Here is a 22,839-nt window from a genome sequence, read left to right as displayed (position 1 = left end):
CGTACGGAGAAGGGCCCGGCCCCGGAGGCATCCTCCGGGGCCGGGCCCTTTTCCGTGCCGGTGTCCCGCCGGCCGTGGCCGGTGTCCCGCCGGTCAGGTCGCCTGCGGTTCGAAGTCCCAGTACGGGCGGGTGCGGGAGCGTGCCGCGATGGTGTGGACGTGCTGGTCGCCCAGGGTGGCCTCGAGGTCCGACAGCGCCTCCTGCTCGATCTTCTCCGCCTGCCGGCGGTCCCGCAGCGCCCGCAGGTCGGCCGCGAGGGCGATACGCGCGGTCAGGGTCAGCGGACGGGTACGCCCGAGGCTCTCGATGGCCCTGGTCACGGTGGTCCGGCTGAGCTCGGCGGCGGACTCGGGGTCGCCGACGAGGTTGCGCAGGGCGGCGGCGTTGACGGCGCAGCCCAGCGTCCAGGGGTGGTTCTCCCCCACCGCGGCCGTCATGTCGACGAGCGCCTGCTCGATCAGGGCGAGGGCGTGGTCCCGCTCGCCCACGCTGCGCAGGATCAGCGCGTGGTTGGCACGGGCCCCGACGAGGAACGGGTGGCTGGGGCTGAGCGCCATCTCGTACCGGGCGATCACGGACTCGCTGGTCTCGCGCGCCCGGTCGATGTCGCCGTGCTCGCGCGCGTAGCAGCTCTGGCTGACGGCTGCGGCCAGGGTCTGCATGTGGGCCTCGCCCAGCTTGCGTTCGTAGCGCTCCAGCACACGGGTGAACAGCCGGCCCGCGCTCTCCCGGGCGCCGCCGCGGTACTGGCACAGGGCGAGGTTGAGCTCGGCGCGCAGGGTCTGCGGGTTGTCGGCGCCCATCAGGAGGCGGTGGTCGCGCAGGTTCTTCGACTGGACGGACTCCGCCTCGCCGTACCGCCCCAGCAGCCGCAGGTCGATCGCGTAGGACGTCTCGGAGAAGAGCGTCCAGGGGTGCCGCCCCCGCAGCAGCTGGCGTCGTGCCTCCAGCGTCCGCCGGTCGATGTCGAGGGTCTCGTCGTAGCGGCCGAGCAGCCGCAGGGAGAAGCCGAGGTTGTTGAGGGCGTTGAGGGTGCGCGAGTCCTGTTCGCCGAGGAGACCGCGGTAGACGGAGTACAGCCGCTCGGTCAGCTGCAGCGCCTCCTCGTAGCGGCCGAGCGCGCTCAGGTCGGCGGCGAGGCCGCTGGCCGCCCGCAGGTAGTCCAGGTCCTCCTCGCCCCGCTCCCGCCGCAGGTACTCCACGGCGGCCCGCTCGATGGCCTCGGTGCGCACGTACTCCCCGCCGGAGCGCAGCAGGTTGGCGTAGTGGTAGGTCACCTCCCAGACGCGGGGGTGGTCCTCGCCGATCAGCTCGCGCCAGGCCGCGAGGGCGCGTTCGCCGAGCGTGATGCCCGAGGTGTACTCACCGGTGAACCACATGTACCTGAGGCAGTTGAGGACCAGCCGCTGCACGGTGCGGTCCGTGCTCTTGAGGACGTCCGCGTACTTCAGGTGCGGCACGATCTCCGCGTACTGGTCCCACAGGCGGGAGTCGGTCGGGCGGCCGGGGTCGGCCGCCGCCAGGGCGCGCCGCACCACGTCGATGAAGTCCCGGCGGTCCTCGTCCGGCATGTCCTTGTGCACGATCTGGTGCACCATGCGGTGCACGTACAGCGACTCGCCGGGAGACGCCTCCTCGCCGGACGTCTCGTGGGACTCCAGCCGCACCACGGAGTACTGGCGCAGCTGGTTGATGGCCCGGTTCCACAGCAGCGGGTCGTTGAGCAGTCCGGCGATCTGCTCCGGCAGTTCGTCGACCGGCATCTCCTTGAGCAGCCGCACGGGGATGGAGCCGGGCGCGAAGAAGGTGCACAGCCGCAGCAGGGCGACGGACTCCGGGACGGTCTCGCGGATGTTGTTCAGCAATATCGACCAGGCGGTCTGGAAGGCCAGCGGGAAGTCCGCCGACACCTTCACCACGTCCCGGTCGACGCCGCCCTCGAGGAGCTGGATGTACTCGTCGACCGACAGGTCCGAGTCGTTGAGCCAGCCCGCCGTCTGGTCGAGGAGCAGCGGGAGGTCCTCCAGCGCCTCCGCCAGCTGTTTCGCCTCGGCCGGTGTCAGCCGGGGCGCGCGCCGGCGGATGAAGGCCACCGACTCGTCCCGGTCGTAGACGGGCACCTCCAGCATCCGGCTGTTGTGCTCGCCCCACTCGGGGTTGCGGGAGGTGATCAGGACATGGCCCGGGCCGGTGGGCACCAGGTCCCAGAGCTGGTCCGGCTCGTCCGCGCCGTCCAGGATCAGCAGCCAGCGCCCGTACGGTTCGCCGCGCCGGAGCGCGTCGCGCACCGCGCGCAGCCGCTCGCCGTACTCCGCGCCCGTGGTGAGCCCCAGTTTCGGCGCCAGCTCGGCCAGCACCCGCCGGTACGTCACCCGTTTCTCGGCGTTGACCCACCAGACCACGTCGTACTCGGAGCCGAACCGGTAGGCGTACTCGGCGGCGAGCTGGGTCTTGCCCACCCCGGACATGCCGTGCAGCGTCAGCACGCCGGCGCCCTGCTCGGCGCCCTGCAGCAGGTGGTAGGCGTCGTTGAGCAGCGGCTCACGGCCGGTGAAGCGGGTGTTGCGGCGCGGTACGCCGCCCCACACCTCGGGCATGGTCGCCGGGAAGCGCGGGCCGCGGCGGTCGTCGTCGGCCGCGTCGGGCAGCGGATCGGACGGCAGGTCGAGCCGGTCGAGGAGGCGTCGCTCGGCCTCCTCGGCGCCCATGTTGGTCAGGTTCGCCGGGGCGAGCACCGCGGCGGCCGTGGGGACCGTCGCCGTGGTGACGGAGACGGCCGCGAACCGTGCCGGGTCGGGCGCGGCCACCTCGCGCAGCGCCGCGTTCCACTCCTCGTGGGTGCGCGGTCCCAGCTGGAAGTACCACTCGCTGACGACGATCAGGACGCGGCCCTCGGCGAGCTGCAGGTCGCGCAGCGAGTCCACCAGGGGGATGCCCGCCGGCGAGTCCCAGCGCATGTAGACGACACGGATCCCGCGCCGCTCCAGCCGGTCCCCGATCCAGGCCGCCCAGGCCCGGTTGAAACCGGCGAAGCTGATCGTGACGGTCTGCCGCGCGGTTCCCCTCTCGGCTGACCCGACCGGCGTACGAGCTCCAGACATGCGGCGGCCTCCCCGCGCGTGAGTTTAGAACCTGGACCCGCGCGGCGACAGGTCACGTGGAGCGCCCGTCGTCCGCGGCCCGGTTCGTCCTTCCGCAAGCGCAACGATCTTCACCCGGATCGGCAACCCGGATCCACGACGTGACGTCACTGCGTCGGTCGCGTCATCCGGGCGGCCCACAGCGCGCGTGCCGCCTCGACGTAGGCCCTGGCCCGGGCGGCGTGGCCGCGGGGCGCGGGGTGCTCGCTCTGCCGTTCGTACTCGGCGATCATCTCGTCGACGAACCGGCGCCCGGGCACCGTGAGGTCCGGTGACGCGACCAGCGCCGGCAGCGCCGCCCCGACCTGTTCCCGGTACCGCGCGTGCGCGGCCCACGCGGACTCCCGGCGGGACGGGCGCCCGGCGGTGAGCGCACGGCGCTGGAAGAAGTCCGCGAGCGCCAGGTGCGCGTAGACGCCGTGCAAGAGACCGTCGTACGGGCGCGGGTCGGGACGCCAGGGCGCGAAGTACTTCCGCGCGCCGTCGGCGTGATGCAGCGTCACCATGTCCGTCAGCGCGGACAGCTTGGTGTGGTGCAGTTCGTGGACGAGGGTGGCGGCGAACAGGGTGGGGCTCTCGGGCGTACTGCTGAGCAGCGCGCCGAAGGCCTCGCGCCGCGTGGCGCTGCAACTGCCCGTGCCGCGGCCGCCGGGTGCGGTCCCGTTCGGCGCGGCGAGGGGCACGAGGCAGCGCAGCAGGGTCAGGGCCTCCGTGACCCGGTGCTCGCCGCCGAGCCGCAGGGCGGCGGCCGTCCCGGCCCAGGTCTGCACCCACCGCTTGCGCTCCGCGTCGTCCGGCGCCGCCGGACCGCTCGGCCCGCCGCGGTCCGGCCCGGCGGGCACGGCACGGTACGGGTCGAGGTCGTCCAGCGGCATCGGCGCGGCGCCCGGCAGCAGTCCGGGCAACGCGTACGCGGGTGTCCAGCCGGGTGCGGAGGACCACGCGCCGGTGTGCGACTCCAGGTGCAGCACCACGTCGTCGGCGCCCGTCTCGTGCTGGCGCAGCGTCAGACGGCCGCCCCGGTGCGCGACGTCCACCCGGACGTCTCCGGGGAACCGTTTCCCCGCCTCCGCCGTGCGCAGCGCGCCGAGCGACGGGAGGGTGAGGACTCCGCCGGGGGCGGTCAGCCGTACGGCGAAGGGGAGGCCCGCGCGCGCGGCGGCCGCGGCGGCGAGCGCGCCGAAGTGCGCCAGGTCGTGCGTCGGACTGCGGCGGTCCGGCTCGGGGCGCGGTCCCGCCCCGGCGTCCAGTCCGCGCAGACAGTTCCTGGCCCATGCGCCCACCAAGGGGTGGAGGAGGAGGGCACGGGCGGGTGAGAGGTCGTGGGCGGGGGCGTGTGCGGGGGCCGGTGTTCCGCGGCGGCCGCCGGGCGGTCCCGCGCGGTCCGCCTCCGCCAGCATCGCCCAGTCCTCCCGCAGCCGCCGGCGCGCGGCGGCGGGAAGCAGCCGTGCGTCCGCCTCCTCGGCGGCGTCCAGCACGGCGCGCAGCATCAGCAGGCGCCGGGTGTCCTGGTCGCGGACCAGGAGGGCGAGCGTGCCGGGGCCGCCCCCGGTGCGGCCCAGCTCGGCGAGGGCGCGGTCGGGGACCGCCTGGAACATCACGGGGTGCCCCCTTCGCGAGCACGGGCCGACGACGGGACGGGCGGTGCCGGTGCCGCCGTGCTCTCCGCCAGCCGCCCCGCCACGTGCCGGACGAAGCGGCCGAGGTCCCGGCAGTACACGGAGGGGTTGGCGAAGCCGTGGCCGGCCCGGTAGCGGTGGGCGTAGTGGCCGCCGCCGCACACGTGCAGCAGCGGGCACGCCCGGCAGGTGTCCGAGAGCGCCGCCGCGCCCGCCTGCCGGGCCGCCACGCCCGGGTGGGACAGCGCCTTGTCGAAGCCGTGCCGGAAGACGTCGAGGCCCGTCTCGGCCGCGCCCTCGTAGGCCGACTTGAGGGAGTCGACCTGCTCGATGGCACCGTCCGTCTCCACGACCACCGCGTCGAACGGCGCGAGTCCCAGCGACTCCGTGGCCGCCGGCAGCCCCAGCAGCAGCGCGACGCAACTCTCGAACAGCCGTACCCGCGTCTCCCGGCGTCCGGCCCCCCACCACCGGTCGAAGACGGCGCACAGCCAGTCCCCGTAGGGGGCGCCGTCCCCGGCGTCCCGGTGCGGCGGCGGGGCCGACCAGTTCCCGTGCGGCAGCAGCAGGTCCAGGGCCGGAGGGCGCAGGGCGAGCAGGGACTCGTACGTCTCCAGCGGGTCCTGCGCCGGGTCGACGACCGTGAGGACGCCCGCGTAGAGGGACGGGAAGCGGTCGGCGAGCAGCCGCGCCCCGCACGCCGCGGCGGGCCAGGACGGGCGTCCGGCGTGGTCGACGCGGCGGGCGTTGTGGCCGGGCCGGCCGCCGTCGAGGCTGATCCCCACGGTGACGCGGTGCCGGGCGAGCGTGGCGAGGCGCGCCTCGGTGAGGAGGGTGGCGTTGGTCTGCACGGTGGCGTGCACCGCGCAGCCGGCGGGAGCCCGGTCGCGTACGGCCGCGGTGAAGCGGGCCAGCGTGTCCGCGCCCGCCAGCAGGGGCTCACCGCCGTGCAGCACCAGGGACAGCGCCGGGAGTCCGTGGGCGCGCGCGTGCTCGGCGATCCGGGTCGCGGTGCGGTCCAGGACGGCGGGCGGGGCGGCGGCCGGGCGGGTGCGCCAGGAGCGGTCGGGGCCCTCGTAGAGGTAGCAGTACCGGCAGGCGAGATTGCAGCGGCCGTGCACCTTGACGACGAACTGGCGGAAGGGGACGGCGGCCGCGGGCCGGGCGGCGTCCGCGGTCCCGTGCGGTGGGCGGGGTGCGCTGCTTCCCGGCACTCCGGTACCCCCATGCTGTACGGCCCGAGTTCACGCCACGTCGCCTTGTCCGTCCGGGCCATTCCCTGGCCGGAAATCGGCAAACGCGGGACCGCCACGCTGACTGGTTCGACCATGTCTTCGACCGGAAGTGAGCGCCGTGGGCGGTCGCCGGTGGGCGGTCGCCACCCGAAGGGGCGGAAGGGGACGGGGAGGGGGTCAGAGCGAGTTGTTGAAGCCCCAGAGCACCTCGCTCGGCCGGGCCGCCCGCTCCCGCAGCTCCGCCAGCACCTCCCGCAGCACCGGGTGCCGCACCGTCCTCAGCTCGGCGAGGTCCAGCGCCAGCAGATCGGGCAGCGGTTCCTCCGGCGCCGGCGCCGCGCCCGTCACGCCCGGCTCCTCCGCATCCATCGGCCGTTCACCTCCCTCATATTTCTGACGTCCCTCATCCCGCTCGTTTCCTTCACCGTCCCGCCACGCGTCCACGCTCACTCCAGCTCCGCCAGCCGCTGTGCCGTCTGCCGCGCCGTGGGCTCCCCCGTGCCCACCGTGTCGTCCGGCAGCCGGGACCACTCGGCGCGGGCGGAGCGGTAGGCCTCACGGGCGGCGCGCGGCCGGGCGGCCGCTTCGTAGGACATACCCCGCCAGTGGTGGGCCTGAGCCCCCAGCTGCACGGCCTCCCGGCGGCGGCGGTCGGTCCCGGCCGTCTCCTCCGCCGCCTCCCGCGCCGCCTCCGCCGCACGGCGGAACGCGTCGACCGCCTCGTCCAGGCGCGCCGGCCGGCCGAGGCTCGAATACGCCTCGAACTGGGCCTGGCCCAGCTCCAGCCAGCAGCCCGCGGCCAGCAGCGCGTCGTCCGCGTCGGCCGCCGCGAGACCGAAGAGGTGCTCGGCCTCCCGGAGGTCCACGCGGTCGCCCCGCGCGCGGTAGCGCAGCATCAGCGCGCGTCCGAGCAGCAGCAGCCGGTACGCGAGCCGGCCGTCGCCCGCCGGTGTCTCGGTACGGCAGTCCCGCAGCACGCGGACCGCCCGGGACAGATGGTGCTGGGACCGGGTCCCGCCCTCCAGGGCCGCCCGGCGCAGCAGCGTCTCGCCCCACTCGGCGAGCACGTCGGCGTGGGCGGACGCGTCCCGGGGCATCCGGTGGGCCGCCTCCTCGAAGCGGCCGGCCGCCTCCTGGAGTTCACGGGGGTCGCCCGACTCCTCGTACGCCGCCACGTGGATGCGCCCGGCGCGCACCAGCAGCGAGGCGCGCAGGCCCTGTTCACGGGTGCCGGACAGCGCCTCCCCGACGTGGGTCCGCGCGTCGTCCAGGGAGCCGCCCGACCTCAGCAGCGCGTCGACCAGGCCGAGCAGGACGCGGACGCGTTCCCGCGGCCACTCCGCGGGGGGCGCCGTGTCGTCCGGCCGGGCGTCGAGCGCCGTACGCAGCGACCGGGCGGCCTGTTCCGCGTACAGCCGGGCCTGTTCGGGGTCGGCCGTGGCACCGGACAGCCGCAGCAGGACGCGGCCGTGGGCGAGCGGCAGTCCGGGCGGGCGCTCGTCCCGGTCGGGCCAGGCGTCCGCGAACGCCTCCAGCATGCCGACGGCGCCCTGGAGCAGCGCGCTGTCCCCGCCGAGGCGCCACTGCGTCTCCAGCGCGCCCACCCGCTCCAGGGTGAGGCGCAGCGCCTCCTCGTCGTCCTCCAGGTCGGGCGCGGCGCACGCCACCGCGTACTCCCGGTCCGCGCGGCGCAGCAGGTCGAGCGCGCCCCTGCGGTCGCCGCGGCGCCTGCGGTCGGTGGCGGCGGTGCGCAGCACCCGGGCGAGGACGGCCCGTTCGCGTACGGCACCGGGGTGCGCCACGGCCCGTTCGGCCGCCGTCTCCGCCTCGCGCAGCAGGTCCGCGCCGCCCTGTACCTCCCACAGCCGCAGCAGGGAGAGGGCGTACTCGGCCCACAGCCGCGGGTCCCGCTCCCCCGGCGGCCGGCGTTCGGCGGCTCGGCGCAGGAACTGCACCGCGTCGATCAGGTCCTGCACCATGCCCTCGCGGTCGAACCGGGCGACCAGGTCGCGCGCGCGGGTCACCGCGGTGTGCGTCGGGCGCTCCCCTGCCGGGTCCGTGTGCTCGCCGCCGCCCGGCGACACGATGCCGTCCGGCAGCGGCATGAACCGCTCCAGCACCCGCGCGGCGACCTCGGCGAACGGCTGCGGCACCAGGGCGCGGGCGCCGTTGCCCCCGTCGTCCCCCTCGCTCCGGCCGCCCGCGTCGAGCCCGCTCAGACCGTTGGCCCCGCCCAGGCCGTCGATTCCGCTCAGCACGTCGGACCCGCCCGGCCCGCCGTGCCCGGCCGGCCCGTCGTGGCCTCCGGTGCCGCTGTCGGCGGGGGTCTCGTCACGGCCCGGGATCCCGGCGCCCGGCGGCCCGTACGGGCGCGCCGAGCCGCCGTCGCCGAGCTGCGCCAGGGCGAGGGCGGGGAAGTTGGGGCCGCCCTTGCCGAAGCGCTGCTCGATGTACTCGGAGCAGTGCTTGAGGACCAGCATGGCCTCGTCCCGGCCCAGCAGCGTCAGCAGCGCCTCCTGGACGCCCGGCGCGAACTCGTACCACTGGCCGCCGTCCGCCCCGTGTTCCGTGCCCGCGCGCGTGAGCAGTCCGCCGAGCAGCACCTCGGCCAGTTCGGCCGGCCCGGAGTCGGGCAGCATCGTCCGCTGCACGAGCTGCATGACCGGCAGGCACAGCGGGGCCGCCGCCAGATGGACGGCGAGGCGCCCGGCGGCCGGGGAGGCCGTGGAGCGGAACCGGCTGACGAGCGCCGGCGCGGACGAGCGGCGGGCGGGGCGGCCCGCCGGGACGGGCGGCTGGTCCGCGCGCACCCAGCCCACGGCTCCGGACACCGGGCCCGCGCCGGCCCCGGACAGCAGGCGCGCCCAGGCACCGAGGGCCACCGGCTCGGGCGGCAGCACGGGCACGGGGAGCGCTCCCCCACGGTCCTCGGGCGGTGCGCCGGTCACCGGGCGGACCCGGAGGGACGCCGCGCCGCCCAGCGCCTCACCGCGCGTCAGCTCCCCGTGCACGACCGGCAGCCGGGTGCGGTTCCACATGCGCTGCGGCAGCGGCTGGAGGACGGCGGCGGGCGCCTGCCGGGCCAGGTGGTGGAGCAGCCGGTGGGCCCGGCCGCTGCGCCACAGGGGCCCGGCGCAGTCGCTGACGAGGAGGGTGATCCGGCGACCGGTGGGATCGCTCAGCCGGTCCGCGGCGTGCAGCGGCGCCGCGTGCGCCTCCGGGCTGCGGCTGACGGCCGGCTCGCCGTCCGGGCCCTCGTGGAGGTGACTGACCTGGATGTCCCAGAACGCGCCCAGCCGGGCGAAGACCAGCTCCAGTTCGGTGAACATCCGGTCCCACACGCGCATCGACGACGAGGCGTCCATGACCAGCTGCAGCCGGGCGTCCGCGCGGGTGACGGCGCGGTGGACCGGCATGATCAGCCCGCCCGCCCGGGCGCTCAGCTCGGCCGTCGCGGTCTCGTCGAGCACCGACCGCAGCGGCGGCGCCGGACTCCGGTAACCCTGCAACGGGCGGAGCACGCGCTGCAGTTCCAGGAGCGAGGGGAAGGCGGGCGCGGCGGGCACCCCGACCGGCAGCGCCGTCGCGTGCCCCGGACCGCCGGCCCGGGCGGCGGCGCCCGGCTGCGGTACCGGGTACAGGACGACACGGCGGTCGCCCCCCTCGTCGTAGGGGGTCTCCGGCGGGGCGGGCGGGTGCGGGACGGGCGGCGCGGTGGCGGTCGCGGCGGCGCCCGGGAGCGGTCCCCGGTCCTCCCTCGGCACGACACCGGGCGCCGTCGGCCGGAACGGTTCTGCATCACCGTTCGGGGGCCGTGACCAGCGGGCCAGCCACAGTGCGTCGCAGAGTTCCTCGGCGTCCAGCTCGAGTCCGCCCGCCCGCAGCCGGACGATCAGTTCGGAGATCGGATCGGGGGAGGGGCCGGTGGCCGGTCCGTGGCGCGCCGCTGCGTCGGGCATCAGCGCCTCACCTCGGACGGTCGAGTCGCTGGATGAGCAGGTCCGCGAGGCGGTCCCGGCTGGGCGGCGCGGCCGCGGCCGTGAGGTGGATGGCGTTCAGCAGCTGGTCGGCGGCGAGAAGTTCGCTGCGGGAACGCTCCAGGAAGTGGGTGATCAGATCGTCGCCCGCGCGCGCGGCCTCGTCGCCGAGATGGGCGCGTACGAAGGTGGCGAGCCGGTTGTGATCGGGCCGGCCCAGCTCCAGGTGGATGCAGCGGCGCATCAGCGGGGCGGGGAAGTCGCGCTCCCCGTTGCTGGTGAGGACCACGAACGGGAAGGCGCGGCAGCGCACCCGGCCGTCGCGGACCCGGACCTTGGTGCCGTCGGCGGTGAGCACCTCGGCCTCGCCGTCGGGCAGCCGGTCCGCGATCCGCTCCAGTTCGGGAATCGGGAACTCGCCCTCCTCCAGCACGTTGAGCAGGTCGTTGGGCAGGTCGATGTCGCTCTTGTCCAGCTCGTCGATGAGCAGCACGCGCGGGGTGTCGGAGGGCAGCAGGGCGGTGCCGAGGGGACCGAGCCGGATGTAGCTGCCGATGCCCTCGACGGCACCGGGACTGCCGGCGGCTCCCCCGAACCCTCCCTGCGCGGCGATCTGCACATCCTGCAGCCGGGCGATGGCGTCGTAGTGGTAGAGCCCGTCCTGGAGCGTGGAGCGGCTGACGATGGACCACTTCAGCACGTCGCCGAGGCCCAGTTCGTACGCGACGGAGTGGGCCAGCGTGCTCTTGCCGGCGCCGGGGCTGCCGGTGACCAGGAGCGGGCGGCGCAGGTAGAGCGCCGCGTTGATCATCTCCAGCTCCTCGGCGCCGGGCCGGTGCAGCTCCGCCAGGTGCCGGTACGCGCCGAGCCTGCGGTCCTGGGAGCCGTCCGCGCCGGGCCCCCCGTTCTCCCGGCCGGTGAAGTCGCGCCAGGGCGGGGGCGGGGGCAGCCGGTCCATGCCGTCGTGCGGTTCTCCGGCGCCCCGGTAGATGAGCCACTCGCTGGGTTCGGTCATGTCCGGTCCTCGTCGTCACTCGTACGCCACTCGTACGCCATGGGAGCCGTCGAACGTGCCTCACGGTATCGATCCGCAGGGGGCCTGGTAAGGGTGCGGGGAGCCGCGCCCGCACGGCGGGATCACGGGGCCTCCAGCAGGTCGCCCGTACCGGGCAGGGGCGCCTGCGGATCGTCGTAGAACAGAGCGATGCCGTCGGCCCAGTACGTCTCCGCGCGCCCCTCGAGCACCCCTTCCCGCAGCGCGCGCACCAGCTCCGGAAGCTGTTCCGCACCACCCGCGCCCGCGACCGTGTCGCCCGCCCTCCGGTGGAACTCGCCGCACACCGTGTCGTACTCGCCGCGCCAGCGCCGCCACAGGGCCACGCCGAAGCCGCCGTGCACGATCCGGGCGAGGGCCACCGTGTCGTCCTCGAACCGCTGGTCGCCGTAGCGGCACAGCACCGGGACGGCGCCGGGGTGCAGTCCGCGCAGTCCGTCCACGGAGGGGACGGGTATCCGCAGCCCGTCGTCGCAGTCCAGCACCTCGGCCTTGGGCGCGTGCGCGTGCACCCAGGTCCAGCGCTGCTCGCGCGCGTCCTGCCCGGCGCCGCCCCAGGCCCACGCCCGGTCGCCGCCGGCGAGGCCGAACGCCTCTTCGCCCGTCAGCTCCGCACGGTCCGCGCAGCGCACGACGACGGGGCGGTACGAGCCGACCGGCACCCCGCCGGGACCCAGCCGCCAGGCGTCCACGTCCAGCCCGAGCAGCGGGTGCGGCAGCGCCACCTGGAGCACGGCGGGCCGTCCGGGCTCGTCACAGCGGCGGAACGCCTCCGCGAGCGGGGCGGCGAGGAGGGCGGGCAGCTCGTCCAGCGGGGCCCGTTCGGCCTCGTCGAGACGCTCGACCTCGCCGTCGGGGCGGGTCACGGAGATCCGCCAGTCGCAGCGGTCGGGCTCCCAGCCCCGCGGGACGACCTCGAGCAGGGCGCACGGCCGGAGCGCGCCACCGGACCGCGCCGCCGGGTGCTCGCCGGGCGCCTGTGCGTCGGCCGTCCGTCCCGGGGCGGCCGAGGAGCGGTACGCCGCGGACGGTCCTCCGGTACCGGCGGACACCTGGCTGCCGGGCGTACCGGCGCTCTGCCGCAGCCGGAGCCACTCGACGCTCCGCCGCCCGAGACGGCGGCGGTACGCCGGACCGAGGCGCTCCGCGGTCTGCCGCAGCCACTCCCACAGCGCCTGTTCGGCGGCGCGCGTGCCGGGCGTGGCGGAGGGCAGCCCGGCGAACAGCGCCTCCGTCGCGTAGTCGAGGACGAGCTCCAGGGCGCCGTGCCCGCGCGTGCTCTCGTACAGGGCGCCGAGTCCGTCGCGCCAGCCGCGCGGTGCCGGGAGCGGCACCGGGGCCTGCTGGTCGGGCAGTGACTCCAGGATGTCGAGCAGACGGCGCGTGCTGGCCGGGGGCGGCAGCTCCGCGAGCCGTCCGAGCAGTTGCACCCGCTCGTCGGGTCTGAGCGTGCGCCCGGGGCGCGCGCCGAGCTGTCCCTGGACGTCGGACCAGGTGGGACGGACCGAGTCGGGATGGCGCTGACGGTCGCGGTGGTAGCGGTCGTGGGCGTGGAAGACCGCCTGGTAGAGGTCGTCGTGCTCGGCACGCACCGCGTCCCGCGGCACGGCCAGCGTCCGCAGCTGCTCGACGCCCGTGGAGGTGCCCCCGTACCCCCGGTCCGCACTCGACTTCAGGACGCCGACGACCTCGCCGCGCTCCGGGTCGATCACCGGCCCTCCGGAGACTCCGCGCGGCAGGTCGTTGTGCCCCAGCCGCAGCTGCACCCCTGCGGTCCACCCGCCCAGGCTGCCCTGCACCGAGAGCGGCCCGTCCAGGAACTGGAGCCGGCCGTCCAGCACGGTCCAGCCCGCGTACAGGACCTTGCCCTCCCCGTAGTAGGCGGCCGGCCGCTCGGAGACGTACACGCAGTCGTGTTCGACGGCCTCGCGGAGCTGCACCAGCGCGAGGTCCGGTGCGGGCCAGTTACCGCGGGCGTCGGGCGTCGCGTGCTCGGGCAGGACGGCGGCCACCCGGCCGGGCACGGCACGCGGACCACGCCCCGGCCCTCTCTCGTGCACCACGGTGACCTCCCCTCCCACCCCGGTCCGCGGCACGTGGGCGCAGGTCAGCACCCAGTTCGGCGCGATGAAGAAACCACTGCCGAGGAACGTGACCGGCTGGTCGACGGCATACCCCGCCCCCGCGCCATGGATGCGTACCGTCGCGGCCATGACGAGTTCACGGAGCGCACGGTGGGCGCCGTCGAACCCGTCCCCCGCACCCCGGGCGTGCCCTTCCGTCATGCCCCGCTCCCGGTGACCGGTCCACCGACCCCACCGTGCACCGACGCGCCGGTGGACGCGCCCGCGCACACGCATCCCGGTGGTGCGCCGTCACCACGGGCACCGGGGCGAGGGGCCGGCTGCGGTGCTTCCGCGGACGGCCCTTCGGTGCCCGGGGCAGGGGGCGTCCCGCCGGGGCCGTGGCCCGGGGTTCCGTGCCACGGGCCCGGCGGGGGTGCGTCCGAGTCGGTGCCGACCGTGTCCGGCGGCCCGCCGTTCCAGGTCAGTGTCACCTTGATGCCGGCCTTGGCCTCGCCGTCGGCGAGCAGTCCGACGACCTTGCCGGCCTTCGCCGTCAGTTCGATCCCGAACTCGACGCTGACCTCGTCCGGCCGCACCGCGCGCAGCGGCACGGCCAGTGAGCGGGCGACGCCGGTGACGACCGACTGCAGGCTCTCGACGTGCGCCTCCACCCGGTCGGTGAACCCCACGTCCGTGTACGACAGCTCCCCGGACGGCACGGCCAGCTCCTCGGCCCCGGAGATCCGCGCCCACACCGGCGTTCCGTCCGGCATCGCGATGCGCGTGACGCGTGTCTCTTCGTCCCCCATGGCACTCCCCCGTCTCCCCCACGCCCCCACGGCCTCGCGGGCCCGGCGCGCGGGCTCCGTGTGCGGTGGCCCGTACGCGCGCGGCCCCTCGGGGCCCGCGCGTGCGGCCTATCCTTTTCCCTGGCTCTCCCCACCGGAAGCCTCCACCCCTACTTCCCGTGAGGGAAGAGTTCTTCCCGCGAGGAAGGGCCTCCACCCTCCACCGACCCGACGGAGCACCACCCATGTACTTCACCGACCGCGGCATCGAGGAGCTGGAGAAGCGGCGCGGCGAGGAGGAGGTCACCTTCGAGTGGCTCGCCGAGCAGCTGCGGACGTTCGTCGACCTGAACCCGGACTTCGAGGTACCGGTGGAGCGCCTCGCGACATGGCTGGCACGGCTGGACGACGAGGACGACGACGAGTGAGCGGATCCCGCCACCGCCCGTGACGCGGACCGCCGCGCCCCGACCGCTCAGCCGCGGGCCGTACCCCGCCACCCAGCGACACCGGCGTGCCGAGCTCGGGCGATTTGCCCGCATTCATCCCAACTCCCGACCGCCATCCACCGGCAACCGGACCCCGCCACGCCTTGACAACCCGGAACCGCGATATATCGTGAATACCGAAAGACACGATATGGCGCGTCACTCGGCTCATGGCTCCACGCGGCTCCACGCCTCGTCTCCCATGGCCCGACGACACCCGCCCACCGTGCCGTGCACCCCGCCGAGGAGGTCAGCACCATGTCCGAGTGGTCCGTCGCCGAGCCACGGAAGCTCACGTTCGACGACCCCGTGACGACACTCCACGTGCGCGTCGTCAACGGAACGGTGAACGTCGTAGGCACCGACGAGGGCCCCGCCCGCCTGGAGGTGTCCGACGTCGAGGGCCCGCCCCTGACCGTGACGTACGAGGACGGCACGCTGACCGTGGCGTACGACGACCTCCCCTGGAAGGGCCTCCTCAAGTGGCTCGACGGCAAGGGCCGGCGCCGCAATGCCCTGGTGACGCTCGCCGTCCCCGCCCGTACGCGGGTCGAGGTGGGCGTGATCGGCGCCACCGCCGTCGTCTCCGGGATGGACGGGCGCACGGAGGTCAAGGGCTTCTCGGGCGACACGACCCTGGTGCGTCTGTCCGGCCCGGTCCGCGCGACCACCGTCTCGGGCGCCGTGGAGGCCCAGGGCGTCACCGGTGACCTGCGGCTGAGCTCCGTCTCCGGCGACCTGACCGTCATCGAGGGGTCCTGCCCGACCGTGCAGGCCGAATCGGTGAGCGGTTCGATCGTCCTCGACCTCGACCCGACGGGCCGCCCGGCGGACGTCGGCCTCACCAGCGTCTCCGGCGAGATCGCCGTCCGGCTCCCCCACCCCACGGACGCGGAGGTCGAGGCCAACACCGCGAGCGGCACGATCTCCAACGCCTTCGACGGCCTCCGGGTGCACGGCCCCTGGGGCGCCCACAGGATCACCGGCCGCCTGGGCACGGGTACGGGCCGCCTGAGGGCGACGACCGTCTCGGGTTCGATCGCCCTCCTCCGCAGGCCCCCCGCGGAGGACGAGCCATGGGACGCGGCACCGGACACCGCCCCGAAGACCGGGCCCGCCGCGCCCGGTGACACCGCGTCCCCAGGTCCGACCGACAAGAAGGTGCTCTGACATGCCCCCCGTCTTCGCCCACGGACGCCTCCGCCTCTACCTGCTGAAACTGCTGGACGAAGCCCCGCGCCACGGCTACGAGGTGATCCGCCTCCTGGAGGAGCGCTTCCAGGGCCTGTACGCGCCGTCGGCGGGCACCGTCTACCCGCGCCTGGCCAAGCTGGAGGCCGAGGGGCTGGTCACGCACACCACCGAGGGCGGCCGCAAGGTGTACGCGATCACGGACGCGGGCCGCGCGGAACTGTCCGAGCGGCAGGGCGAGTTGGCCGACCTGGAGCTGGAGATCCGCGAGTCGGTGGCCGAACTGGCCGCCGAGATCCGTGCCGACGTCCGCGGCGCGGCGGGCGATCTGCGCCGCGAGATGCGCGCGGCCGCCTCGAAGGCCCGGCAGAGCTCCCGGGACGGCAACGGGGAGCACGGCCCGCTGGGCGACACCGGTCCGGACCACACCGACAAGGATGCCTGGCGCGCGGCGAAGGAGGAGATGCGGCGGGTGAGGCAGGAGTGGAAGGAGCAGGCCCGGCGCGCCAAGGACGAGAGCCGGCGGGCCCGCGAGGAGGCCCAGCGCGCCCGGCGCCAGGCCAAGGAGGCCCAGGAGTGGGCCCGCGGCCAGGCCCAGGAGGAGCTGCAGCGCATCGCCCAGCGCGTCCAGGAGCAGGTCCAGCACCACTTCACCCAGGGCGACTGGCCGACCGGCGTACGGGAGGGCATCACCGAACTGGCCAAGGAGTTCGGCGAGTTCGGGAGGGGCTTCGGCAAGGACTTCGGTTTCGGCCGCACGGACGAACAACGCCCCACCGACACGGACGGCGGACCCGACTACTCCACCACCCCGGAGGACTTCCCCGGCACATACGAACCCGCCTGGGCCCACGAGCCCTCCACCGGAGACCCCGCACGCGACCTGGACCGCCTGCTGGACCGCTTCCGCGACGACATCCGCGACGCGGCCCGCGACCACGGCATCACGGAGGACCAGCTCCGCGACGCCCGTCGTCACCTCTCCACGGCAGCGGCCCACATCGGAGCCACCCTGCGGGCACCCAAGGGGTGAGAGAAGCGGGAGGAGGGGCCGGGGGAGGCACACCCGCCCTCGGCCCCCTGCCCTCCCCCCACCTCAGACCCCCGTCAGCACGATCTTCCCGAACACATCACCGGCCTCCAGCCGCTCGAAGCCCTCCCGCGCCCGGTCCAGCGGCAGCACCTCGTCGATCACGGGCCGCACCCCGGTGGCCGCGCAGAAGGACAGCAGGTCCTCCAGCTCGTCCTTCGTGCCCATCGTGGAACCGACCACCTTCAGCTCCAGGAAGAAGATCCGGGTCAGTTCCGCATGGGCAGGCCGGTCACCGCTGGTGGCCCCCGAGATGACGAGGATCCCCCCGGGCCGCAGCGACTTGACGGAGTGGGACCAGGTGGCGGCGCCCACCGTCTCCAGCACGGCATCGACCCGCTGCGGCAGCCGCGCCCCCGGCTCCAGCGCCTCGACGGCCCCCAGCTCCACGGCCCTCTTCCGCTTGGCCTCGTCACGGCTGGTCGCGAAGATCCGTAGCCCCGCGGCCCTGCCCAGCACGATCGCGGCCGTGGCGACACCCCCACCGGCGCCCTGCACCAGCACCGAGTCCCCCGGCCGTACCCCCGCGTTCGTGAACAGCATGCGGTACGCCGTCAGCCAGGCCGTGGGCAGACAGGCGGCCTGCTCGAACGACAGCTCAGCGGGTTTCGGCAGCACGTTCCACCGGGGCACCGACACCGCCTCGGCGAACGTGCCCTGGTAGCGCTCGGTCAGAATGGACCGGGGCTCATCGGGTCCCACCCCGTGACCGCTCTGTCCGATCACCGAGTGCAGCACGACCTCGTTGCCGTCCTCGTCGACGCCGGCCGCGTCGCACCCGAGGATCATCGGCAGCTTGTCCTCACCGAGCCCGACGCCCTTCAGCGACCACAGGTCATGGTGGTTGAGCGAGGCCGCCCGCACCCTCACGGTCGTCCAGCCAGGCCGGTCCACGGGAGCCGGACGCTCCCCCAACTCAAGCCCTCGCAGGGGCTCGTCACGGTCGATTCGAGCAGCGTAAGCAGCGAACATGGCTCCGACCCTAGGGACCCGCCCCCACCCGGGGGAACCCGCCGTCCCTGTGACACGCACCCCGCGCGGGGCGGAACACCGACAGCCCGACGGCGCGGCAGCCGCGTACGGCGGGAAGGGGGCGTGCCGGGGGGTGCCCGCGCGCAGCGGCCGGCGCGGACCACCGGCCGCCCTCCCCAGGCGGACAGCCCGCCGGACCGGGCACGGACACCCCCGGCGCGCACCCGCCCCACCCCGAACAGCAGGCGCCCACCCCCGGCACGCACGAAAAGACGAGGGCCCCGCCCACACGAACGGACGAGACCCAAGCCCAACCACATACCGGCTCACCGGCCGAACCGACCGGCCCGACCGAACCGACCTACCGGCCGAACCGACCGGCCCGACCGAACCAACCGGCCCGACCGAACCGACCGCTCCGGCAACGCCTCACCGTCGAGCCACACCCTCGGCACGGGCCGCCGCGGCCACCGCAGCCGTCACGGCCGGCGCCACCCGCTCGTCGAACGGCGACGGAATGACATAGTCGGCAGCCAGATCGTCACCCACGACCGCAGCCAGCGCCTCGGCCGCCGCGATCTTCATCCCCTCGGTGATCCGGGAGGCCCGCACCTGCAGCGCCCCGGCGAAGATCCCGGGGAACGCGAGCACGTTGTTGATCTGGTTCGGGAAGTCGGACCGCCCGGTGGCGACGACCGCCGCGTACTTGTGCGCGACCTCGGGGTGCACCTCGGGGTTCGGGTTGGCCATGGCGAACACGAACGCCCCCTCGGCCATCGACGCCACCGCCGCCTCCGGCACCGTACCGCCGGAGACCCCGATGAAGACGTCCGCACCCGCGAGCGCCGACTCCAGCGACCCGGTCAGCCCGGCCTTGTTGGTGAGTCCGGCGATCTCCCGCTTGACCGGCGTCAGGTCGTCCCGGTCGGCCGACACGACACCCTTGCGGTCCGCGACCGCGACGTCACCGACACCGGCCTCGACGAGCATCTTGGCGATGGCCACCCCGGCCGCGCCCGCGCCCGAGATCACCGCACGCAGGTCGCCCAGCTCCCGCCCCGACAGCCGCGCGGCGTTCCGCAGCGCGGCCAGCGTCACGACCGCCGTGCCGTGCTGGTCGTCGTGGAAGACGGGGATGTCCAGCCGCTCCTGCAGCCGGCGCTCGATCTCGAAGCACCGGGGCGCCGAGATGTCCTCCAGGTTGACCCCGCCGAACGACGGCGCCAGCCGGGCCACGGTCTCCACGATCTCGTCGACGTCCGTGCAGTCCAGCGCGATCGGAACGGCGTCCACGCCGCCGAACTGCTTGAACAGGATCGCCTTGCCCTCCATCACGGGCAGGGAAGCCTGCGGCCCGATGTCACCGAGCCCGAGCACCGCCGTGCCGTCCGTCACCACGGCGACGACGGAGGACTTCCAGGTGTAGTCGTGAACGAGGTCCGGCTGCTCCGCGATGGCGGTGCACACACGGGCGACACCGGGCGTGTACGCGAGGGACAGGTCGTCCTTGTCCCGGACGGGCACGGTGGCCTGCACGGCCATCTTGCCGCCGCGGTGGAGGGCGAAGGCCGGGTCGAAGGAATCCAGGGGCTCCGCCCCGCCTTCCTGGGCATTACCACTGTTCTCGGTGCGAGGATTGACAATCTCCGCTGCCACTTTGATTTACCCCTTAGGTATTCATGGTGTGAGGGTGGCCGCTCCCGGTCAGGGAGTGGTTGGGACCGCGCAATGCCCGAAAGGCCGATACGCACGGGCGGATGGCCGAGACGTACGGACACGAGCGCGACGGGCGCGCCGCACACGCGCCCTGAGCCCCGGATGAGGGGTGTAAGCAACCTTCTTACCGGACGGACGGCACCGCCGACGAGTCCACAACGCAAAGGTCACACGCCGACGACAGCTCTCTTGGCCGGATATGCCAAAACCGCCCGGCGGGTTCGTGACATGGTCCACAACGACCGCGTCGACCGGGCTCGCGACCGCCCCGGTTCGTGACCAACCCCACTCGGTGGCAACCGAGTTCGCGACCGGTCACGCACGCCCCGCGGCGCACCGGAGCCCCGTAAGGCCGTCACCGGTCACCCGTTATCCATTTTTGACATATCAGATCGCTTGAACGCCCCAGTCCGAATGGCAAGATGCCGTAATCACTTCAGGTCGCGGCGCCCGATGACGTGTGCTGACGCCGACCCCACGACACGACCGTTCGGCAGGTCCGGCGTCCCTCACCCACCTCGCCGGAACCACACACCCCGCCGAGCCCACCCACCCCGCCGGAGGACACCACCATGACCGCAGGCATCACCCGCCGCCCGACCTCCATGCGCTCCCGGACGGCCGCGGCCGGCGCGATAGCGGTCGCAGGCGCCCTGCTGCTCACCGGCTGCGGTGACCAGACGAAGAACGACGCCGGCAACGGCGGCGACGGCAACCCGGCGAGCGGCAGCGCGAACGCGGCCCCGCTCGCCGACAGGCTGCCCGCCGACATCCGCGCCAAGGGCGTCCTCCGTGTCGGCTCGGACATCGCGTACGCACCGGTCGAGTTCAAGGACGACAAGGGCGACGTCGTCGGCATCGACCCCGACATCGCCGAGGCGCTGGGCAAGCAGCTCGGTGTGAAGTTCGAGTTCCAGAACGCCACGTTCGACACCCTGATCACCGGTCTCGCCTCCAACCGCTACGACATCGCCATGTCGGCCATGACCGACACCAAGGAGCGCCAGGAGGGCGTCGACGCCGACACCGGCAAGAAGGTCGGCGACGGCGTCGACTTCGTCGACTACTTCACGGCGGGTGTCTCGCTCTACACCAACAAGGGCGACGACCAAGGCATCAAGACCTGGGACGACCTGTGCGGCAAGACCATGGCCGTGCAGCGCAACACCTTCTCCCACGACCTCGCCAAGGAGCAGGCGAAGAAGTGTACGGAGGACGGCAAGGGGGAACTGAAGATCGAGGACTTCCCCACCAATCCCGAGGCCGAGACCCGTATGCGCTCCAAGGGCGCGAACGTCGTCTCCGCCGACTTCCCGATCGCCGCGTACTCGGTGAAGAACGCCGGTGACGGCGCCTACTTCGAGATCGTCGGCGACCAGGTCGAGGCGGGCCCGTACGGCATCGCCGTGGCCAAGGACAAGACCGAGCTGCGTGACGCCCTGCAGGCCGCCGTGCAGGCGATCATCGACAACGGCGAGTACCAGAAGATCGTCGACAAGTGGGGCGTCGCGGACGGCGCGATCACCGAAGTGAAGATCAACGGTGGCTCCTGAGCCCGCCCGCCCGAATCTGGCCATGAGCCAAGAGGCTGTGAGGCACGAGGCTATGAGAGGCACCACCCATGACTGTTGACGTCAACAAGACGGACGGTTGCGCCGATGTGACACCTCCCGCCGGACCGGAGGCCATCAAGGCCGTCCCCGTCCGGCACCCGGGGCGGTACGTGTCCGCGGCCGTCGCGCTGGCCCTGCTGGGCGCCGTCGTCTACGCCTTCGCGCAAGGCAAGATCAACTGGGACGCGATACCCGAGTACTTCTTCGACGACCGCATCCTCGACGGTGTCTGGAACACCCTCCAGCTCACCATCCTCTCGATGCTCATCGGCATCGTGGGCGGCATCGTGCTCGCCGTGATGCGCCTGTCGAAGAACCCGGTGACCTCGTCGATCGCGTGGTTCTACATCTGGTTCTTCCGCGGCACCCCGGTCCTGGTCCAGCTGTTCGTCTGGTTCAACCTGGGCCTGGTCTTCGAGTACATCAACCTCGGCCCGATCTACAAGGACTACTGGTCGTCCTTCATGACGCCGCTGCTGACGGCGCTGCTCGGCCTGGGCCTCAACGAGGCCGCGTACATGGCGGAGATCTGCCGCGCCGGTCTGCTCTCGGTCGACGAGGGCCAGACCGAGGCGTCGCACGCGCTGGGCATGAGCCATGTGAAGACGCTGCGCCGGATCGTGATCCCGCAGGCGATGCGCGTGATCGTGCCGCCCACGGGCAACGAGGTCATCAACATGCTGAAGACGACCTCGCTCGTCTCGGCGGTGCAGTTCCTCGACCTGTTCAAACAGGCGCAGGACATCGGCCAGAACGCGGGCTCCTCGGTGGAGATGTACTTCCTCGCCGCCGCCTGGTACCTGATCATGACCTCGATCCTGAGCGTCGGGCAGTACTACATCGAGCGGTACTACGCCCGCGGCTCCAGCCGCACCCTGCCGCCGACCCCGTTCCAGCGCTTCAGGGCCGCCGTCCTGCCCGCGCGCCGCCCGAAGGGAGTCACGGCATGACGCAGTCCCCCACCGGGGCCTCGTCCACCACGGCCGCCCCGGCCGCCGCCCCCGCCATGGTGAAGGCCGAGGGCGTCCACAAGTCCTTCGGATCCGTCGAGGTCCTCAAGGGCATCGACCTGGAGGTGCGGACCGGCGAGGTGTTCTGCCTCATCGGTCCCTCCGGCTCCGGCAAGTCCACCTTCCTCAGGTGTATCAACCACCTCGAGAAGATCAACGCCGGACGTCTTTACGTCGACGGCGAGCTGGTCGGCTACCGCCAGAAGGGCGACAAGCTGTACGAGCTCAAGGACAGCGAGGTGGCCTTCAAGCGCCGGGACATCGGCATGGTCTTCCAGCGCTTCAACCTGTTCCCGCACATGACGGCCGTCGAGAACGTCATGGAGGCACCGGTCCAGGTCAAGGGCACGGCCAAGGCCAGGGCCCGGGAGCGGGCCACGGAGCTGCTGGAACGCGTCGGCCTCGCCGACAAGGCGGGCAACTACCCCTCGCAGCTCTCCGGCGGCCAGCAGCAGCGCGTGGCGATCGCCCGGGCGCTCGCGATGGACCCGAAGCTCATGCTCTTCGACGAGCCGACCTCGGCCCTCGACCCGGAGCTGGTCGGCGACGTCCTCGACGTCATGCGCGACCTCGCCGAGTCCGGCATGACGATGGTGGTCGTCACCCACGAGATGGGCTTCGCCCGTGAGGTCGGCGACAGCCTCGTCTTCATGGACGGCGGTGTGGTCGTCGAGTCCGGCAACCCGCGTGACGTCCTGACCGACCCGCAGCAGGAGCGCACGAAGTCGTTCCTGTCGAAGGTGCTCTGACGACAGGTGCCCGCGAGGGCCCGCACGGACAGGGGCGGTACGGACGGCAGTGGTACGGACCGGGGTGGTACCACGACCGCTGTACCGCCTCTGCCCGTACCGCCCGCCCGTCACGCGCGTCTCCCCCGTG

The 22,839-nt window shown here is 73.7% G+C and carries 16 protein-coding genes; 6 read left to right on the top strand and 10 right to left on the bottom strand.

Going from position 1 to position 22,839, the window contains the following annotated elements; all coding sequences use genetic code 11:
- Positions 1-93 precede the first annotated feature (93 nt).
- The 8 genes from fxsT to IEZ04_RS04230 form a co-directional block, all read right to left on the bottom strand.
- Positions 94-3,102 (bottom strand): FxSxx-COOH system tetratricopeptide repeat protein, encoded by a 3,009-nt coding sequence (gene fxsT, locus IEZ04_RS04265; RefSeq protein ID WP_189215209.1) that lies wholly within the window; start codon positions 3,100-3,102, stop codon positions 94-96.
- A gap of 146 nt (positions 3,103-3,248) precedes the next feature.
- A complete protein-coding gene (locus IEZ04_RS04260) occupies positions 3,249-4,739 on the bottom strand; it encodes an aKG-HExxH-type peptide beta-hydroxylase (RefSeq protein ID WP_189215410.1) in 1,491 nt (496 codons plus the stop codon).
- On the bottom strand, positions 4,739-5,974 hold the full coding sequence (locus tag IEZ04_RS04255) for an FxsB family cyclophane-forming radical SAM/SPASM peptide maturase (RefSeq protein ID WP_189215208.1): 1,236 nt from the start codon (positions 5,972-5,974) through the stop codon (positions 4,739-4,741). The genes IEZ04_RS04260 and IEZ04_RS04255 overlap by 1 nt, the downstream gene beginning before the upstream one ends.
- A 198-nt stretch (positions 5,975-6,172) precedes the next feature.
- Positions 6,173-6,364 (bottom strand): FxSxx-COOH cyclophane-containing RiPP peptide, encoded by a 192-nt coding sequence (gene fxsA / locus IEZ04_RS04250; protein ID WP_189215207.1) that lies wholly within the window; start codon positions 6,362-6,364, stop codon positions 6,173-6,175.
- A gap of 77 nt (positions 6,365-6,441) precedes the next feature.
- Complete coding sequence (locus IEZ04_RS04245; RefSeq protein ID WP_189215206.1) at positions 6,442-9,954, bottom strand: SAV_2336 N-terminal domain-related protein; 3,513 nt, start codon at positions 9,952-9,954, stop codon at positions 6,442-6,444.
- Positions 9,955-9,961: 7 nt separating this feature from the next.
- Positions 9,962-10,987: an AAA family ATPase gene (locus IEZ04_RS04240; RefSeq protein WP_189215205.1), complete on the bottom strand. Its 1,026-nt coding sequence runs from the start codon at positions 10,985-10,987 to the stop codon at positions 9,962-9,964.
- Between the two features lie 122 nt (positions 10,988-11,109).
- Entirely contained in the window at positions 11,110-13,311 is a 2,202-nt protein-coding gene (locus tag IEZ04_RS04235) for a VMAP-C domain-containing protein (protein ID WP_189215204.1), read from the bottom strand.
- Positions 13,308-13,901, bottom strand: coding sequence for a CU044_2847 family protein (locus IEZ04_RS04230; RefSeq protein ID WP_189215203.1), 594 nt, complete (start codon positions 13,899-13,901; stop codon positions 13,308-13,310). Before IEZ04_RS04230 ends, IEZ04_RS04235 begins: the two co-directional genes overlap by 4 nt.
- A gap of 224 nt (positions 13,902-14,125) precedes the next feature.
- Here IEZ04_RS04230 and IEZ04_RS04225 point away from each other — a divergent pair, with 224 nt between their 5' ends.
- From IEZ04_RS04225 to IEZ04_RS04215, 3 genes are all read left to right on the top strand, one after another.
- A complete protein-coding gene (locus tag IEZ04_RS04225; RefSeq protein WP_019075209.1) occupies positions 14,126-14,308 on the top strand; it encodes a DUF6104 family protein in 183 nt (60 codons plus the stop codon).
- A 318-nt stretch (positions 14,309-14,626) separates the two neighbouring features.
- A complete protein-coding gene (locus IEZ04_RS04220) occupies positions 14,627-15,538 on the top strand; it encodes a DUF4097 family beta strand repeat-containing protein (protein ID WP_189215202.1) in 912 nt (303 codons plus the stop codon).
- Position 15,539: 1 nt separating this feature from the next.
- On the top strand, positions 15,540-16,592 hold the full coding sequence (locus IEZ04_RS04215) for a PadR family transcriptional regulator (RefSeq protein ID WP_189215201.1): 1,053 nt from the start codon (positions 15,540-15,542) through the stop codon (positions 16,590-16,592).
- Between the two features lie 63 nt (positions 16,593-16,655).
- Here IEZ04_RS04215 and IEZ04_RS04210 read toward each other — a convergent pair whose 3' ends face one another.
- Together IEZ04_RS04210 and IEZ04_RS04205 are read right to left on the bottom strand one after the other, a co-directional pair.
- Positions 16,656-17,621: a zinc-binding dehydrogenase gene (locus IEZ04_RS04210; protein ID WP_189215200.1), complete on the bottom strand. Its 966-nt coding sequence runs from the start codon at positions 17,619-17,621 to the stop codon at positions 16,656-16,658.
- Positions 17,622-18,050: 429 nt separating this feature from the next.
- A complete protein-coding gene (locus IEZ04_RS04205; RefSeq protein ID WP_189215199.1) occupies positions 18,051-19,277 on the bottom strand; it encodes an NAD(P)-dependent malic enzyme in 1,227 nt (408 codons plus the stop codon).
- A 632-nt stretch (positions 19,278-19,909) separates the two neighbouring features.
- Here IEZ04_RS04205 and IEZ04_RS04200 point away from each other — a divergent pair.
- From IEZ04_RS04200 to IEZ04_RS04190, 3 genes are all read left to right on the top strand, one after another.
- Entirely contained in the window at positions 19,910-20,890 is a 981-nt protein-coding gene (locus IEZ04_RS04200) for an ABC transporter substrate-binding protein (RefSeq protein ID WP_189215198.1), read from the top strand.
- A gap of 68 nt (positions 20,891-20,958) precedes the next feature.
- Complete coding sequence (locus IEZ04_RS04195; protein ID WP_189215197.1) at positions 20,959-21,900, top strand: amino acid ABC transporter permease; 942 nt, start codon at positions 20,959-20,961, stop codon at positions 21,898-21,900.
- Positions 21,897-22,709: an amino acid ABC transporter ATP-binding protein gene (locus IEZ04_RS04190; protein ID WP_308429775.1), complete on the top strand. Its 813-nt coding sequence runs from the start codon at positions 21,897-21,899 to the stop codon at positions 22,707-22,709. The genes IEZ04_RS04195 and IEZ04_RS04190 overlap by 4 nt, the downstream gene beginning before the upstream one ends.
- Positions 22,710-22,839: the final 130 nt, after the last annotated feature.

It is taken from the genome of Streptomyces ruber (assembly GCF_014648075.1).
Lineage (GTDB): Bacteria > Actinomycetota > Actinomycetes > Streptomycetales > Streptomycetaceae > Streptomyces > Streptomyces ruber.
Note: the sequence above shows the minus strand (reverse complement) of the source record. Positions and strands in the feature narration are given on the sequence as shown.

Bases quoted from the DNA above. Each gene is read 5' to 3' on its own strand.
- IEZ04_RS04215 (WP_189215201.1), top strand. From the start codon at position 15,540: ATGCCCCCCGTCTTCGCCCACGGACGCCTCCGCCTCTACCTGCTGAAA.
- IEZ04_RS04190 (WP_308429775.1), top strand. From the start codon at position 21,897: ATGACGCAGTCCCCCACCGGGGCCTCGTCCACCACGGCCGCCCCGGCC.
- IEZ04_RS04235 (WP_189215204.1), bottom strand. From the start codon at position 13,311: ATGACGGAAGGGCACGCCCGGGGTGCGGGGGACGGGTTCGACGGCGCC.
- IEZ04_RS04260 (WP_189215410.1), bottom strand. From the start codon at position 4,739: ATGTTCCAGGCGGTCCCCGACCGCGCCCTCGCCGAGCTGGGCCGCACC.
- IEZ04_RS04220 (WP_189215202.1), top strand. From the start codon at position 14,627: ATGTCCGAGTGGTCCGTCGCCGAGCCACGGAAGCTCACGTTCGACGAC.
- IEZ04_RS04210 (WP_189215200.1), bottom strand. From the start codon at position 17,621: ATGTTCGCTGCTTACGCTGCTCGAATCGACCGTGACGAGCCCCTGCGA.
- IEZ04_RS04230 (WP_189215203.1), bottom strand. From the start codon at position 13,901: ATGGGGGACGAAGAGACACGCGTCACGCGCATCGCGATGCCGGACGGA.
- IEZ04_RS04245 (WP_189215206.1), bottom strand. From the start codon at position 9,954: ATGCCCGACGCAGCGGCGCGCCACGGACCGGCCACCGGCCCCTCCCCC.
- IEZ04_RS04200 (WP_189215198.1), top strand. From the start codon at position 19,910: ATGACCGCAGGCATCACCCGCCGCCCGACCTCCATGCGCTCCCGGACG.
- IEZ04_RS04225 (WP_019075209.1), top strand. From the start codon at position 14,126: ATGTACTTCACCGACCGCGGCATCGAGGAGCTGGAGAAGCGGCGCGGC.
- IEZ04_RS04240 (WP_189215205.1), bottom strand. From the start codon at position 10,987: ATGACCGAACCCAGCGAGTGGCTCATCTACCGGGGCGCCGGAGAACCG.
- fxsA (WP_189215207.1), bottom strand. From the start codon at position 6,364: ATGGATGCGGAGGAGCCGGGCGTGACGGGCGCGGCGCCGGCGCCGGAG.
- fxsT (WP_189215209.1), bottom strand. From the start codon at position 3,102: ATGTCTGGAGCTCGTACGCCGGTCGGGTCAGCCGAGAGGGGAACCGCG.
- IEZ04_RS04195 (WP_189215197.1), top strand. From the start codon at position 20,959: ATGACTGTTGACGTCAACAAGACGGACGGTTGCGCCGATGTGACACCT.